Genomic DNA, 15,883 nt, shown 5'->3' with positions numbered 1-15,883 from the left:
CCGAATAAATATTATAGCGAATTTCTGGCCTGCCAGAGAACCCGGGCCACGTGCCAGAATTGCTTTCCCCGGTGTAAAAACCCCTTTAAATCCCGGCCGGTCTCCCTGTGGGTCATGACCACGGGAACTTCCTGCACCCGGAAACCCAGGCGGGCGGCTTTAATAGTCATGCCCACCTCTACTCCAAAGCCGGAGGCAAAAGGTACCAGATGTTGCAGCACTTCCCTGGTCATGGCCCGCTGCCCGGATAAGGGGGATTCCATTACCAGGCCGGTATACCACCGGATCCCGGCCCTGGCCAGTCCCTTAACCAGGCCAAATCCTCCCTTACGCCTGGCCGCGGGAAAGCGGGCCACCGTCATATCGGCTTCTCCTTTCAGGACCGGTAAAAGCAGGTGCCTGGCCTCGACGGCACTGGCACCCAGATCGGCATCAATGAGCAGGACCACATCACGGGTGCAAAGGGCCGCACCCCGGTTCAAAGCCTCCCCCTTGCCCAGGTTGCGGGGAAGACGAATTACCCGGGCGCCACTGGCCCGGGCTACTTCAGCCGTAGCATCGGTGGAACCGTCATCAACAACCACTACCTCGGCCACCTCGGGGATAGATAGAACGGCCCGTACAGTATCCTTTATGCGGCTTGCCTCGTTATAGGCGGGAACCAGTACCGACACTGCCTGTTCTTTTGCCATCGGCGGGTTTTCCCCCTTCGTCCAGTTCAGGGAGCAACTTCTGAGCAGTAGGTTTGACCCCGTAGTGTCCCGGCTTCCCGGTGAGGGCAATCACCAGGGCTACCTGGCCGGGAATGGTGTCGATATTGTCAACAGTGGTAATGCGTTTCTTCTGGTAATCCGGCATGTAGGAGTAAAGCACATTGGTTTCCTCCACACCGTAGACCGGTATTTTATTTTGCAAAAGCGTATCAATGAGGGGCAAATCCAGTGCCTGGACCCTGACCATATTCCGGTCCTGGCTGCCGCCGATGATAATAACTCCGTCCAGGGGCACCCCATAATTCCCACTAATTTTAATCAGGTTTTCGTCCTCCAGGACATCTAAAACCTTGCTCCGGCCTTTAACCAGTCCCCGGGCAATTTCCCCGGCCAGGCGGGTGGTTAATTGTTCGTTAGTCAGGTTACCCCATCCCAACCGCCTTTGCAGTGTCTGGTCCTGGCCGTTTATGTAAAAACCGTTAAGTACGGTGGTGATGGACTCTACTTCCGCCCCGGCCAGGCGTAAAGTGGCAATGAGATCGTCGGGAAATCCGTAACTATTGGTTTCAATAATAGCCAGCCGGTACCCGGCCAGACGATCCCGGACCAGAACCGGCAGCACCTGCTTCTCAAACTGTTTTTGCTTCTGGTTGTCCATTTCCAGGGCATTGGCCCGGGCCTCCACTGCTTCGTTCTTTTCCCGGAGCTGCTCCATCTGCACCATGAGTTTATCCGCCAGCTGTTTTTGCTGTTTGGTCAGGGCCTCATTGCCGAGCATGGTGCTGCCCACCAGTATACCAAGTCCCAGGGCGAGAAAAACCGCCACCAGGGAAGCGATATGATACCGTAGATTAATAATCATTATACCACCAGCCTAAATCCCCAGCAGCAGCCGGAAGTGTATGTACAGCAGGCGCAACAATTCCCTGGTGGCAGGGGAGACGACTACCACCACGGCGGCAGGCAAGAGGGCAGCAAGAACAATTTGAGCCAGGTACCTGGCTTTAATGCGATTGCGGTAGAGCTTGCTGACCCCTTTGGCATCAACTAAAATTGAACCGACTTTCAACCGCACCAAAAAGGTGCTTCCCATGCCCTGCCGCCCCTTCTCTAAAAAATCCTCCACACAAAAGTGGGTCCCCACGGCTACAATTAACTCTGCCCCCCCGTCATAAGCTAAAAGCATGGCTATGTCTTCGCTGGTGCCGGGAGCGGCAAAAACCGCTGCCTTTAACCCCAGTTGCTGAATGCGTTGCAGCCCGGGAGCCCTTCCATCGGGGTAAGCGTGGACCACCAGCTCCGCTCCCGATCTTAGAGTCTTATCCGAAACGCTGTCCATATCCCCAACTATGATGTCGGGCTGGTAACCGAATTCTATCAGGGCATCGGCACCGCCGTCCACGCCCACCAGTACGGGGCGCACTTCGTCAATGTAGGATTTGATGGCATTTAGATCCTCCTTGTAGTTGTGTCCCCGTACTACAATGAGCACATGCTTGCCCTTAAAAGAGGTGCGCAAGTGCGGCCGCTGGTACTCACCCTTAACCAGGCTCATTTCGTGCCGGGCATGTTCCAGGGTATTTTCCACAAAACGGGAAATAACGGCTCCCATGTTCTGCTGGGCCAGGGCCATTTTTTGTTTTATCTCCTCGGCAGTGAGGATATGACCGGAGGCCACCTGGCGACCCTGACAGAAAATCAGGCCGTCTTTTATTTCCACTTCCTGTCCTTCAGCCACCAGATCCATAATTTCCTCCCCGGCATTATCCACCAGGATTACCCCGGCCTGGACCAGGGTCAGGGGGCCGGGGTTGGGATACCGGTTGCTCAGGGAGGAAGCGGCGTTAATGACCGCCCGTACCCGCGTTTCCACCAGAGACCGGGCGGCGACGTCATCAAGTTCAGGGTGGTTGATAATGGCAATCTCGTGAGCCGCCAGACGTTTGACCAGGTGCTTGGTCCGCCTGTCCACCCGGGCAATACCCTTAACGTGCATGCCACTTTCACCGCCTTAACATTTCTCTAACATTTTACAGTTTTTGTAGCGGCCAGTCAAGAAACGGTCCCTGTTTCGTAAATGTAAATATTCAGTGAACCCGGTTGCGGCCCAGCACTCACCAAAATATGACTCTGCTTCCGTGTTTCAGGTTTAATTGACACATCCGATTTTGGGAAGAGCTGGTATCCCGGTGAGTGCTGGGTCCCCGCTCCATAACGGTTTTACTGAATATTAACTCGTAAAAAAACCTGACCGCCGGTCAGGTTCTGGTATTTAGTTTTAACTCACCTTGGCCTCCAGCCTCAACTTGTCCGCAACCATGGCTATGAATTCGGAATTGGTTGGTTTACCCCGCTGTATATTTATAGTATAACCAAAAAATTTCGTCATCATTTCCACATTACCCCTGTCCCACGCCAGCTCAATGGCATGACGGATAGCCCTTTCCACCCGGCTGGGCGTGGTTTGATATTTCTGGGCAATCATGGGGTAAAGTTCTTTGGTTACTGCCCCCAGCAGGTTGACTTCGTTAATTACTGCCAGAATAGCATCCCGCAAATAGTGATAGCCTTTGATATGGGCCGGTACGCCCATTTCGTGGATGATGTTTGTTACCGCAACGTCCAGGTTTCTGGTTTTGGACGGGGAAATGTACTGGGATACATTAACCCCATCGGCAAGTTGCCGGATACGCGTGGCCAGCACGCTAAAGTCAAAAGGTTTTAGAATATAGTAGTCGGCCCCTAGCTCAACTGCACGCTGGGTTACACTTTCCTGGCCAAAGGCCGTAAGCATAATTACCTTGGGACGGGGCGAAACACTCCCCAACTTCTCAAGCACGCCAATGCCATCTAAATGGGGCATGATGATATCCAGCACTACCACATCCGGTTTTTGCTGTTTAATTTGCTCCAGGGTCTCTAAACCATTATATGCAATACCTGATAATTGAAAGTCCTCCTGTTGGTTGATAAATTCTTTGAGTAATTCACAAAACTCTCGATTATCATCAGCAATTAGCACCTTAACGGTTTTTTTCACCATTAAATCCCGCCTCCTGAATATTCTACTCTTTATATTTTCTCTCTAATGGCATTTATAGCCAATTTCGACGCGCAAAAAAAAACTCCTTCTATACGGAGTAAATTATTTTATTTACTATTTCTGTTAATATATGACACTAAATGAGTTACTTATGCATAAAATCTGGGTCTTAGTCGAAAAAACTTATATTTAGGCAGCTTTTTTCTCCTTCGGAATGGGCATTAAATTGGCTTCCCAGAGCATCCACTCGGCAAGTACGCCATAACCCCGGGTGGGATCGTTAACAAACACGTGCGTTACGGCTCCGACAAACTTTCCGTCCTGTATAATCGGGCTACCGCTCATTCCCTGGATGATGCCCCCGGTTTGTCGTAAAAGCTCGGGATCGTTAACTTTAATCACCATGCCCTTTCCCTCCCATTTGTTCTGGGGCATCACCTGTAATATTTCCACGGAAAAACGCCCAATACGATTTCCCTTTAGAACCGTGAGCATTTCAGCCGGACCCTTTTTCACCTGGTAGACCAGGGCTACGGGCACGGGTTGGGGATATAAGGGATTGGTCAGGGGCCTGCGCAAGTAACCAAAAATTCCGTAGGACGTATTTTTTTCAATATTACCGGTTAACCCGTTGCCGTTGAAAAGACCTATTTTTTCCCCCGGTTGGCCCCGGCGGCCCGGGCGGATCCCCTGTACCATTGCCTCCACAATTTGACCGTCACCAAGCTCAATTTTGCGGTTGGTTTCAATGTCGGTAATCACGTGACCGAGGGCACCATATTTTTGGGTTCGCGGTTCATAAAAAGTCAGGGTACCGACACCGGCAGCACTATCCCGCACATAAAGCCCAATACGGTAACGCCTTGTTTCGGCACAAAAGATGGGTTTAACCCGGGTGATGAAGACACGTTGCCCCCGTTTTATTTCCAGGGTGACCGGGCGGCCCGTTTCACCGCACCGGCTTATTTCGTTGCGTACCTGCTGCTCACTCTGTACCCGGCACCCGTTTACTTTCAGGATAACATCACCGTTTGAAATTCCTGCCTGCAGGGCGGGATTGTGCCGTTGTCCCTTCAGGTCTGTTACCACCGCGTGGCCAACCACCATTACTCCCTGGGCATGAAGGAGAACGCCTATGGAATGCCCTCCCGGGACGACCTTCACGGCAGGCACCACATTAACCACCATACGGTTTAGCGGAATAAGACCCAGAAGCTTTATTTGCATATCAACCCGGCCGGGGACGGTGGCTACGGGAACGACCCCTTGCCCGGAGGTCCATCTGGCTTTTGGCTGTCCGGACAAAATTTCTACTTTAAAAATTTTTGCGGGTAATCCCCGCGGTATCAGGGGGTCGCCTATGGCCACGTTTGGCCCCAAAGACATAAATAAAGTTTTTACGGTTATGTTTGCGCACAAAAGACTCAGGACCAGGGTGAATATTGCCATGATGGAAAAAAACCTTTTTCTGCTCAGAATTAATCGCCTCCCCGTTTATTTTTTGTCCCACCTCCATCTGCATACTGGTATCCAGATAAGGTACTAAAAATTAAAATAAAAGTGTGCATTTTTAAGATAGCCCGAGGTAATATCAATTATTCTGACTAAATGTGCCGTTATTGGCTTATTTGCGTTTAAAAAAATAAAAAGCCCATTATTGGGCTTTTAGAAATTAAAAATAAGTTTGGCATCTGCTCGGCTCAATGTCGATCGCTTACGTGCAAAACGGCAGGGATTTACATCCTCTCTTGGTGACATGGAAAGCGTCATAGGTGTTTTATTTTTCTATAATTCCCCTGGCCTGTTCCAGCAGGTGACGGGCATGATCCCTGGCCAGGCCGTCTGCCTCCCGTCCGCCGAGCATGCGGGCCAGCTCCGCCAGGCGGCCTTCCTCATCAAGCCTTCTCACCCGGGTAGTGGTTTGACCGGCCTGGACCTCTTTAGAAATGCTGAAGTGGGTGCGGGCAAAGCTGGCTATCTGGGCCGCGTGGGTAACGCAGATCACCTGGCGGTGGCCGGCGATATCGGCCAGCTTTTCAGCCACGGCCACCAGGGTCCTCCCACCGATGCCCGCATCTACTTCGTCAAAAACCAGGGTGGGTAGCTCATCCACTGTAGCCAGGATGGCGCGCATGGCCAGCATCACCCGGGACAGCTCACCCCCGGAAGCAATTTTCGCCAGGGGACGCAGGGGTTCCCCCGGGTTGGGAGAGATCAGAAACTCCACGCGCTCCCGCCCGGCGGCGGAAGGCTGGGCCAGGTCTTCAAAGAGAACCTGGAACTCCACCTTTCCCATTTCCAGATCCGCCAGTTCCCGGGCCACCGCCCCTTCCAGCTTCCGGGCATGCTCCCGGCGGGCACGGGATAGGTCCAGTGCCTTTTGCTGCCAGCGCTCTTCCCAGAGTTTGATCTCATCCTCCAGCGCCGCCGCATTTTCCTCGCTGGAAGCCAGTAACTCCAGCTCGGCTGCCGCCTCTTCACGGTAACGCAGGATTTCCTCCACACTATCACCGTACTTGCGCTTGAGGTCGTGAATACGGGAAAGTCTCTCCTCCACTTCCTGCAGGCGGCCGGGGTTAAATTCCACCCCGTCCCGGTAACGGGCCAGTTCCCGCGCCACATCCTCCACCTGGTATAAGACGCCGTCCAGGGTCGAGGCCAGGGACAAAAGCTCCGGATCAAGCCGGGAAAGCTCCTCCAGGTCCCGGCAGGCCCGGCCCAGGAGATCTATTACCGCCGGGATGCCTTCCTCTCCTCCATGCAGGGTCTGATAACACCGGCCGGCCAGGGCCGCAATCTTCCCGGCATTGGCCAGCCGGTTGCGCTCCTGGGTGAGCGCTTCCTCTTCTCCCGGCGAGAGGCGGGCACGATCAATCTCCTGGACCTGATATGTAAGCATGTCCAGGCGGTGCAGCCTGTCCCTTGCACCGCGGCGGAGTTCCTCCAGCTGAGACGTAAGCTCACGCCACCTGTGGTAGATTTCGGCCACCTCTTGCCGCAAGGACCACAATCCTCCAAAACGATCCAGGAGATCCCTGTGCCGGTCGGGGTTAAAGAGCGACTGGCTTTCGTGCTGGCCGTGGACATCCACCAGGTACTGGCCCGCTTCCCGGTAGGCGCTTAAAGTAACCACCTGCCCGTTTAACCGGCAAATGTTGCGCCCGCTCCGGGCCAGTTCCCGGGCCATGATCAGTATCCCGTCGTCTTCCAGCGGGATTCCCCACGCCTTTAGCTTTTCCTTTAGCATAGCTAACGGGTGAATCTCAAAAACCGCCGTAACCCTGGCCCGTTCCCTGCCTGTGCGGATAAATTCCGCCCACGCCCTGCCGCCCAGGGCCACCTGCAGGGCCTCCACAACTATGGATTTTCCCGCCCCCGTTTCCCCGGTGAGTACATTTAACCCGGGGGTAAATTCAATGGTCTGCCGGTCAATAAGGCCGAAATCCTGAATATCCAGGGAAACCAGCAATTCCTCACCCCCTGGCAAGCTGATTTAAGCGTTGCAAAACTGTATTTACCAGTTTTTTCGGTTTAACTATAATCAAAATGGTATCGTCCCCGGCCACGGTGCCGATGATTTCCGGCCAGGCTGCCTGGTCAATGGCCGATGCCACACCCTGGGCCTCGCCCGGCAGTGTCTTTACCACCACCAGGTTTTCGCTAAAATCGATGAACTGTACCGAACTGCGCAGGAGTCTCTTCAACCGTTCATACCGTCTTAAAGGGGGCGTTTCACCGGGAGCGGCATAGCGAAAGGTATTGTTCTCTCCGGGTACCTTGACCAATCCCAGCTCCCGGATATCCCGGGACACGGTTGCCTGGGTAACGGGAAACCCGGCGGCCCGCAGGGCCTCCGCCAGTTCTTCCTGGGTTTCGATAACCTGCTGGCGGATAATCTCAAGGATTTGCCTTTGCCGCCGGGCCTTCACGTTTCTGCACCCGCCTTTTCCAGAAGAATTACTACCGGCGCCCTTGAAGAACGATTCCAGAAGGATAGCCTTACCACCGTATAATGGCGGGGAGAAAGGCCCCGGGTGAACTCCTCCACGACCCTCAATTCCTCTGCGGCGCCCGGATGTCCCGTGTAAACCACCAGGGAAATGCGCCCCCCGGATGCTAAAAGGGACAGGGCCGCTTTGAGCGCTTCCAGGGTGGATTCGGGCCGGGTGATGATCCGGTGGTCCCCGCCGGGCAAATAGCCCAGGTTAAACATAACTGCCTTCACGGCACCGGGAACATGGGCGGCCATTTCCCGGTGGTCCGCGGCCAGCAGGATCACCCGGTCCAGCAAACCGGCCCCGGCCAGCTCTTCCCTGGTTTTTTCCAGGGCCTGGATTTGAATGTCAAAGGCAAAAACCTTCCCCTGCGGCCCCACACCCCGGGCTAAAAACAGGGTATCCTGGCCATTACCCGCGGTGGCGTCCACCGCCAGGCAACCGGGCACCAGCACCGGAGCAATAAAGCTTTGCGCCCACTGGACCGCACTGGCACTTCTAGCAACCATTCAAACGCTCACCCTCACTTAGCTTCTGGCGCAGGAGATAGAAAAAGCTGCGGTTTTTCAGCCGGATCAACCGGGCGCGGTGGGCCGCTTGCTGGATCAGCACCGTATCATTAAATTGTAATTTGCAGCCCTGCTGGCCATCAACCGTTAACATTACTTCCCCCTGTTCCGAGCGAACAATCACCCGCACCCGGCTGGCAGCATTAATGACCAGTGGTCGTGCCCAGAGGGAATGGGGACAAATGGGGGTGACCACCATCAGGTCCAGCTCCGGGGTAACCAGGGGGCCGCCGGCAGAAAGGGAATAGGCCGTGGAACCGGTAGGGGTAGCTACAATCAGGCCATCGGCGGGATAGGTGCTGACGAAATCATCGTTAACATAGGTTTCCAGAAAAATGAGCCGGGCAAAGGCTCCTTTGGTAATAACCGCGTCGTTTAAACCAATAACCCGTTCCACTATAAGCCCTTCCCGGATAACCCTGGCCTCAAGCATCATCCGCTCCTCGATGGTGTACTGGCCGGCTAAAAGTTTCTCCAAACCGGGCAAAAGTTCCGGAACATCAACTTCGGTCAGAAAGCCGAGATGGCCGAGATTGATTCCCAGAAGCGGTATACCCCGGGGAGCAGATTCCCGGGCACAGCGCAACAGGGTACCGTCGCCGCCCAGTACCAGCAGAATTTCGGTTTCCCCAACAAGCTGTTCCCGGGGGAGACCCAGCTCGGGCCGGCCCAGGACGGTGGCCGCATCAACGGTCATCACCACCCGGCAACCCCGTGCAGTCAGCCAGTCAACAATTTGTTCCACCAGGGGGGCTACCCTTTGTTTACCCGGGTTAACCAACAGGCCGATGGTTTTCATCGGGTCACTCCTTTTAGCTAAAACCGCCGGCAGCAGGCTAATCCCTGTTACCGGCGTCAAGTTCGGCGTGGGCCCGCGCCACCACCGCCGGGATGGTGGAAGAAAGGTCTACCTGGCCGGGGACACTCCGGTCAAAACAAACCAGAAATTCGATATTGCCCTCCGGGCCCTTAATTGGCGAAAAATCAAGACCCCGTACGCCCCACCCCAGATCTTTAATGGCCCGGCAAACGGCAGTAATGACTTCCCGGTGCACCGCCGGGTCCCGTACCACTCCCTTTTTGCCCACCTTTTCCCGGCCGGCCTCAAACTGGGGTTTAATGAGCGCTACACCCAGGGCATCGCCGGTGGTCAGTTCCTGCAGTTTGGGCAGCACCTTCTCCAGGGAAATAAAAGAAACATCTACCACCGCTATGTCAGCCAGGCATGGCAGGTCCTGCGGCCGGAGGTAACGGATGTTGGTGCGCTCCAGGATTACCACCCGGGGGTCGCGGCGGAGCTTCCAGGCCATCTGACCGTATCCCACATCCACGGCAATAACCAGGCGGGCACCATGCTGCAGGGCACAGTCGGTAAACCCGCCGTGGGATGCCCCCACGTCCAGAACTACCCGGCCGGTAAAATCGAGCTGAAAGCTGTGAATGGCTTTTTCCAGTTTTAAACCGCCGCGGCTGACGTAAGGCATCCGCCCGGTAACCTCAATCCGGCTCCGGGGGTCCACCAGCCGGCCCGGCTTATCTACCGGTTGCCCGTCCACCCGTACCTGGCCGGCCATCACCGCAGCCCTGGCCTTTTCCCTGCTGGCAAAAAGTCCCCGTTCCACCAGCAACAAATCCAGGCGCTGCCTGGCAGCGGTCATGGCCATTGCACCCCAATTTTTACCTTTGTTTTTGCCCTGTTTGCGCCCAGGGCCTTTAATACGGTATTAACCAGCACTTCCACGGTCAAGCCGCAGCGGGCCAGCAAAACGGCCCGGCTGCCGTGCTCGATGAACTCATCGGGAATTCCCAGGCGGATGACCTGGACGTTGCGCAACCCCCTGTCCCCAAGCAGTTCCAGGACGGCGCTGCCGAATCCTCCCTGCAGGACGTGCTCTTCGATGGTAACCACCTGCCGGGTGCGCAGGGCATAGCGGGTAATACATTCCTCATCCAGTGGCTTGACGAACCGGGCGTTAATCACCGTGGCATATATGCCCTGCTGTTCCAGAAGGGAAGCCGCCTCCCCGGCCAGGGAAACCATGGTGCCCACGGCCAGCAGGGTAATGTCGTCTCCTTCCCGGAGCACCCGGGCCTTCCCGACCGGCAGGGAGACAATTTCTTCATCCAGCGGGCACCCCGTACCGGCACTCCGGGGATAGCGCAAAACTGTCGGTCCCGGGTAATCCAGCGCCGTTCTTAACATATGGCGCAGTTCGTTTTCGTCCCCGGGGGCCATGAGCACCAGGTTGGGAATGGATCTCAGGTAAGCAAAATCAAACACGCCGTGATGGGTGGCTCCGTCTTCCCCGACCAGGCCCGCCCGGTCAAGGGCAAAGGTTACGGGCAGGTTTTGCAGGCAGACATCGTGGAGCACCTGGTCGTAGGCCCTCTGCAAAAAGGTAGAATAAATAGCCACTACGGGTCTTAATCCGCCCGCTGCCAGGCCCGCGCCCAGGGTAACGGCGTGTTGTTCGGCAATACCAACATCATAGAACCGTTCGGGAAAGGCAGCGGCAAAACGATCCAAACCGGTGCCGGAAGGCATGGCCGCGGTAATGGCCACAATGCGCTTGTCCCGGCGTCCCAGTTCTTCCAGGGTGCGCCCAAATACCTCGGTATAGGAAGGAGGCTGCCCCGGCTTTTTAATTACCTGGCCCGTTTTAACTTCAAACGGACCAACTCCGTGAAATTTATCGGCATTCTCCTCCGCCGGCGGGTAGCCCCGCCCCTTGCGGGTGAGCACATGTACCAGGACGGGTCCCCTGGTGGCTTTGGCCTGCTGGAAGACATTGATCATGGTCTGGATATTGTGCCCGTCAATCGGCCCCAGGTAGATGAAGCCGAGTTCCTCGAAAAACATGCCGGGTACTACCAGATATTTCAGGGAATCCTTTACCCGCTCCACCGCTTTAACCACCCGGGGACCAATGGCTGGAATGCGCTTTAAAAGCTGTTCCAGTTCTTCCTTGCCTTTGGAATACATGGGATCGGTACGGAGGCGGCTCAAGTATTTGGCAAGCCCTCCTACATTGGGGGCAATGGACATCTCGTTGTCATTTAAAACAACGATTAAACTGGTCTTATGGTGGCCGGCATGGTTTAAAGCCTCAAAGGCCATGCCCCCGGTCATTGCCCCGTCCCCGATCACCGCTACCACGGAGTAATTGTCGCCCTTCAGGTCCCGGGCCAGGGCCAAACCTAAAGCTGCGGAAATGGAGGTGCTGCTGTGCCCGGTACCAAAGGCATCATGTTCGCTCTCCTGGGGTCTGGGAAAACCGCTGATGCCCCCAAACTGGCGCAGTGTATGAAAAACGGGGCGACGGCCGGTAACCAGCTTATGCACATAGGACTGGTGGCCTACGTCCCAGATAATTTTATCCCGGGGAGTTTGAAAAACCCGGTGTAAAGCCAGGGTAAGTTCCACCACCCCCAGATTGGGGGCCAGGTGGCCGCCGTTTTTGGCCACCGTTTCGATAATCTCCTGCCGGATTTCGGAAGCAAGCTGCTGTAAAGCGGCCATATCCAGGGAGCGTAGATCCGCCGGAGAATTAATTGTTGAAAGCAAGTCTCCCATTTTTTCCCCTTCCCGACGTACCTGGTGTTATTTGCCCGCCCGACGGTATTTTTTCCTGATCACCCTTATCCCCGTCAACTGTTCAAAGGCAGCCAGCAACTTTCCCACCAGAAAAATTACCTCGTTGGCCCGGGAAATGGCTATGCGCTTCCCGGCCGCCTTGCCGCCTACGGTAAAAGCGGCAATGAGAGCGGTTACCATCATATTCAACAAAGCCTGGTTGATACCCTTCCAGTAAAGTAAGATTTGCAAAACCAGGGCAATTCCCAGGGCACCACTTACCGTTCCGGCAATATCCCCGATAACATCGTTACAGATGTTGGCCACCCGGTCGGCGTTCCGGATCAGATATACCCCTTCCCTTGCCCCGCGCACCCGTTTGGCCGCTTTGGCATGGAAAGGGGACTCTTCAGCAGCTGCCACCGCCGTACCCACGATATCGGCCAGAATACCGATCAGTATAATTATAACTAAAAAAAGAAAAGATAAAAAAAGACTTTTCACCTTACCGGCCAGCAATTCTGAAAACCAAAAAAATATTATGGCCAGTAAAAAAGAGGCCGTACCCACCATAAGTACGTACCGGCCTGAAACTGTAGATTTATTGTTTCCCAAATACAGTCACCTCATACGGGAAGGGAAAAGAGAGTTATGTATCACGGGGACAAGTGACAGCAGCGCGGGTAAATATTGTGGCTTAAGGTCCAGCAGGTTTTCCCAAGCAGCCACCGGCTGTCGCCAGGCCGGCGGTTTCCCCTTCGGGCTGCTTCCGGGACGTTGCCGGTCCCGGGGCTGGATTACCACTTAGTCCACACTGCAATCCCCGCGCTGCCCCGGTGTTACCGGACAGCCTAGGAGTTTTCCCCGGCAGGATGGCCCTTTTCTAGCCTCTTTTGCAGTAACGGTTTCAGTCCACCGGCCACCTTCCCCTGGGCCCACTGGGGATATGAGGTACCGGTTGCCAACGACATCCACCGCTACCACTCAAGGCAGGCTACACTGCACGCAGCTTTCACCACGTGCAGGTTCACACCCCAAGCCATAGTACGGCTTTTACGCTTTCCCACGCACTTGGGTCTCCGCGGAGTCAGGGTCCACGCCCGCATGCCTTTGCGGCTCGCCCTCACTCCTTAACTCCCAGTACCAGCCCCCGACTGGGCGTCAGCAGCCAGCACCAGGAACTTCATCGATGTGCCCGCGACGGATTTTTAGGCCCGTCTTCAAAAAAGGCATACCTGACTAGGATACTGCGTCACTTATCCCACTTTCTAGTTTCGGAAATGAATTATAACATAAGCTCAGAAATAAAAGCAAATGGTGCTGCTAACCTTTAGGATGACCCCCGGTTGGCAGTAGCTCGCCGTTGATATACAAACCCTTCAGGGTCATTGCCATGCGCTAAATCTCCTTAAAGCTCTAAAAATCCCGCGCAATTACAAACCGGACCAGTTCCCGCAGAAAATCGGCACGCTCATCAAAAGGCTCCAGGGCGGCCAGGGCTGCCGCGACCGCTTCCCCGGCCTTTGCCCTGGCCACATCCAATCCGAAAAGAGCCGGATAAGTAGCCTTTTTATTTCTTTCGTCGCTGCCCACGGGTTTGCCCAGCCTGGCCGGGTCACCTTCCACATCCAGGATATCGTCTTGTATTTGAAAAGCCAGACCCAGGTTCTCGGCGTAAATAGTCAAGGCCTCCAGTTGCTTTTCATTTGCGCCGGCTAAAATGGCCCCTGCCCGCACGGCCACCCGGTACAGCGCCCCGGTTTTGTGGCGGTGGATATACTCCAGGGTGGCGGCATCTACTGCGGTGTCCGCAGCCAGGGTATCCACCACCTGCCCGCCAATGAGCCCCAGGGTGCCGGCAGCCGCCGCCACCTCCGCAATAACCTGCACCACCCGTTCTGCCGGTGCCATCTGGTTCTGGGCATTTTTGGCCAGAAGAGCAAAGGCATGAGTTAGCAGGGCGTCCCCCGCCAGGATGGCTACCGCTTCACCATAAACCCGGTGACAGGTCGGCTTTCCCCGCCGGAAATCATCATTATCCATTGCAGGCAAATCGTCATGGATCAAAGAATAGGTATGGATCAATTCCAGGGCACAGGCCGCCGGCAATACCCGTGCGGGGTTGCCGCCTACCGTTTCGGCCGCTGCCAGGGCCAGGACGGGCCGCAGCCGTTTCCCCCCGGCAAAAAGGCTGTACCGTATGGCCTGGTGAATTACAGGCGGATAAGTATCTTCTGACGGTACAAGCTCATCCAGTGCCCGGTCCACCAGGGCTGCCCTGGCTTTTAGTTCGGTCAAAAAATCCAACTTGCTTACTCCTTCCTATCCGGATTGAGCAGATCAGCAAGACAGGGATCGGAATCTTTTAATACCGGTTCTCCCTTTTCATTGGCGGTGAGTATGGAAATACGCTCCTCGGCCTTTTCCAGCTCCTGATGACAGAAACGCGTAAGAGTAATCCCCTCCCCGAAAAGGGCCAGGGATTTTTCCAGAGGCAACTGTCCTTCTTCCAGTTCCCGTACCACTGCTTCCAGTCTGGCCAGCGCTTCTTCAAAGGTTAGTTTTTTCATGGCTATACCTCGCTTCAATAGTGAACCTCTTCAGCATCTGCTCGGTTCAATGTCGCTTGCTTACGTGCAAAACGGCAGTGAAGATGAGTAAATGTTCAATAACCCCGTTATGGTGCCGCGTTGTCCACGCTCACTCCAGTGCTCCGCGCTGACAGCACCGCGGCTTGCTTCGGACCGGACTAGCGGCGCTGCAAATGCGGCATGGCAGTTGCACCTTACTGTCATCTTTTTGCCGTTTCAGTTAAGTTGTCTTTGCTAAAGCTATATTTCGGTGCCGCTGGTTTCGCGCCGCAGTCCGGTTACCCTCGCTTCGCCGGGTGCTGTAACCAGCGCTCCGCAAGTCGTTCGCTTTGGACAACGCGGCACCGTGCCGGTGGTAACGGTTTTACTGAAAAGTTACGACGCTGAAAGCGTGATGGTGTCTACTCCGGCCCGCAGGGAAATCTCTTCCGCAACGCCGGGCCGTTTAAATAGTCGCAGAGTCGCCCCTGGCAGGTGTTCAGTTCTTCCAGCCTGGCTTCAATCCTTTGCTTTACCTGCCACCAGCTCACTCCCCAGTTGGAGAAAAGCACCCGGTCATAGGGGCCGCGGCCGACCAGGCGCTGGATGACGATATCCGGGTGCAGGTATTCCAGAAATGTGACCACCCGGTCCACGTATTCCTCCATAGGGATGATGGAAAACTCCCCGCGCCGGTACATTTCCCCCAGTACGGTATCCCGGACAACGTAAAGGGAGTGGAGCTTTACATACTGCACCTGCAGGGCGGAGAGAATCTTGGCGTTTTCGATCACGTCAACCATATCGTCCCAGGGCAGGTTGAGGATCAGGTGCGTGCAGATTTCCAGCTCCCGCTCTTTGATGCGCTGCACCGCATCGATAAACTCGGCCAGGGTATGCCCGCGGTTTACCCGCAACAGGGAATGGTAATTGACTGTCTGCAGCCCCAGTTCGATGTCCATAACCAGATTTTTTTCCCGGCCCACTTCCGCCAGGAAATCCAGGTAACGGTCGTTGATGCAGTCCGGGCGCGTGGAAATGGAAATGCCCACCATGTCTTCCCCGCCGGCAGCAGCCAGGACATACTCCCGGAAGCGCTCAAAGGGCAGGTAAGTGTTGGTAAAAGCCTGGAAATAGGCGATGAATTTATCAGCCTTGTAGCGCTTGCGGAAAAACTCCCGGTTGGCTGCCAGCTGTTCCTCTACCGAAAGGCTGCTGGGCAGGCACTCAAAACCCGCCCCCTCCTCGTCGCAGAAGATACACCCCCCGGTGCTTATTGTGCCGTCCCGGTTGGGACAGGTTCCGGGGAGGTTGATGGGCAACTTGTATACTTTGCCCCCGAATTTTTCCTTCAGGAATTCCGAATAAACCCGGTAGCGGGTCTGGCTTGCGGACATTGATGACCCTCCTGGCCCCTAT

General features: G+C 55.3%; 15 protein-coding genes. All 15 read right to left on the bottom strand.

The features are described 5' to 3' along the window. Nucleotides 1–11 precede the first annotated feature (11 nt). Nucleotides 12–692: a glycosyltransferase family 2 protein gene (locus tag J2Z49_RS08295; protein ID WP_307401955.1), complete on the bottom strand. Its 681-nt coding sequence runs from the start codon at nucleotides 690–692 to the stop codon at nucleotides 12–14. Next, nucleotides 649–1,575, bottom strand: a complete 927-nt coding sequence (locus J2Z49_RS08290) for a copper transporter (RefSeq protein ID WP_307401952.1) — start codon at nucleotides 1,573–1,575, stop codon at nucleotides 649–651. The genes J2Z49_RS08295 and J2Z49_RS08290 overlap by 44 nt, the downstream gene beginning before the upstream one ends. 12 nt (nucleotides 1,576–1,587) lie before the next feature. After that, on the bottom strand, nucleotides 1,588–2,709 hold the full coding sequence (gene steA, locus J2Z49_RS08285; protein WP_307401949.1) for a putative cytokinetic ring protein SteA: 1,122 nt from the start codon (nucleotides 2,707–2,709) through the stop codon (nucleotides 1,588–1,590). 282 nt (nucleotides 2,710–2,991) lie between these two features. Then, nucleotides 2,992–3,756: a sporulation transcription factor Spo0A gene (gene spo0A / locus J2Z49_RS08280; RefSeq protein ID WP_307401945.1), complete on the bottom strand. Its 765-nt coding sequence runs from the start codon at nucleotides 3,754–3,756 to the stop codon at nucleotides 2,992–2,994. Nucleotides 3,757–3,945: 189 nt separating this feature from the next. Then, on the bottom strand, nucleotides 3,946–5,061 hold the full coding sequence (gene spoIVB / locus J2Z49_RS08275; protein ID WP_307401942.1) for a SpoIVB peptidase: 1,116 nt from the start codon (nucleotides 5,059–5,061) through the stop codon (nucleotides 3,946–3,948). A 472-nt stretch (nucleotides 5,062–5,533) separates the two neighbouring features. Beyond that, nucleotides 5,534–7,225: a DNA repair protein RecN gene (recN, locus tag J2Z49_RS08270; protein WP_307401939.1), complete on the bottom strand. Its 1,692-nt coding sequence runs from the start codon at nucleotides 7,223–7,225 to the stop codon at nucleotides 5,534–5,536. 4 nt (nucleotides 7,226–7,229) lie between these two features. Continuing rightward, the gene (gene argR, locus J2Z49_RS08265; RefSeq protein WP_307401936.1) at nucleotides 7,230–7,685 is read right to left on the bottom strand and encodes an arginine repressor; all 456 of its coding nucleotides are present in this window, start codon (nucleotides 7,683–7,685) and stop codon (nucleotides 7,230–7,232) included. Continuing rightward, entirely contained in the window at nucleotides 7,682–8,260 is a 579-nt protein-coding gene (locus J2Z49_RS08260) for a tRNA (mnm(5)s(2)U34)-methyltransferase (RefSeq protein ID WP_307401933.1), read from the bottom strand. The genes argR and J2Z49_RS08260 overlap by 4 nt, the downstream gene beginning before the upstream one ends. Continuing rightward, nucleotides 8,250–9,119: an NAD(+)/NADH kinase gene (locus tag J2Z49_RS08255; RefSeq protein WP_307401930.1), complete on the bottom strand. Its 870-nt coding sequence runs from the start codon at nucleotides 9,117–9,119 to the stop codon at nucleotides 8,250–8,252. Before J2Z49_RS08255 ends, J2Z49_RS08260 begins: the two co-directional genes overlap by 11 nt. 37 nt (nucleotides 9,120–9,156) lie before the next feature. Beyond that, a complete protein-coding gene (locus tag J2Z49_RS08250) occupies nucleotides 9,157–9,978 on the bottom strand; it encodes a TlyA family RNA methyltransferase (RefSeq protein WP_307401929.1) in 822 nt (273 codons plus the stop codon). Further along, nucleotides 9,975–11,894 carry a 1-deoxy-D-xylulose-5-phosphate synthase gene (gene dxs / locus J2Z49_RS08245; protein ID WP_307401926.1) on the bottom strand — a complete coding sequence of 640 codons (1,920 nt, stop codon included), beginning with the start codon at nucleotides 11,892–11,894 and terminating at the stop codon, nucleotides 9,975–9,977. The genes J2Z49_RS08250 and dxs overlap by 4 nt, the downstream gene beginning before the upstream one ends. Before the next feature lie 27 nt (nucleotides 11,895–11,921). Further along, entirely contained in the window at nucleotides 11,922–12,509 is a 588-nt protein-coding gene (locus tag J2Z49_RS08240; RefSeq protein ID WP_307401923.1) for a hypothetical protein, read from the bottom strand. An 801-nt stretch (nucleotides 12,510–13,310) separates the two neighbouring features. Continuing rightward, entirely contained in the window at nucleotides 13,311–14,201 is an 891-nt protein-coding gene (locus J2Z49_RS08235) for a polyprenyl synthetase family protein (RefSeq protein WP_307401921.1), read from the bottom strand. Between the two features lie 5 nt (nucleotides 14,202–14,206). Next, entirely contained in the window at nucleotides 14,207–14,464 is a 258-nt protein-coding gene (xseB, locus tag J2Z49_RS08230; protein WP_407650070.1) for an exodeoxyribonuclease VII small subunit, read from the bottom strand. Nucleotides 14,465–14,886: 422 nt separating this feature from the next. Then, nucleotides 14,887–15,861, bottom strand: a complete 975-nt coding sequence (locus J2Z49_RS08225; RefSeq protein ID WP_307401918.1) for a TIGR01212 family radical SAM protein — start codon at nucleotides 15,859–15,861, stop codon at nucleotides 14,887–14,889. Nucleotides 15,862–15,883 lie beyond the last annotated feature (22 nt).

It is taken from the genome of Desulfofundulus luciae (genome assembly GCF_030813795.1).
Lineage (GTDB): Bacteria > Bacillota > Desulfotomaculia > Desulfotomaculales > Desulfovirgulaceae > Desulfofundulus > Desulfofundulus luciae.
This window is presented reverse-complemented; position numbering and strand designations above follow the sequence as displayed.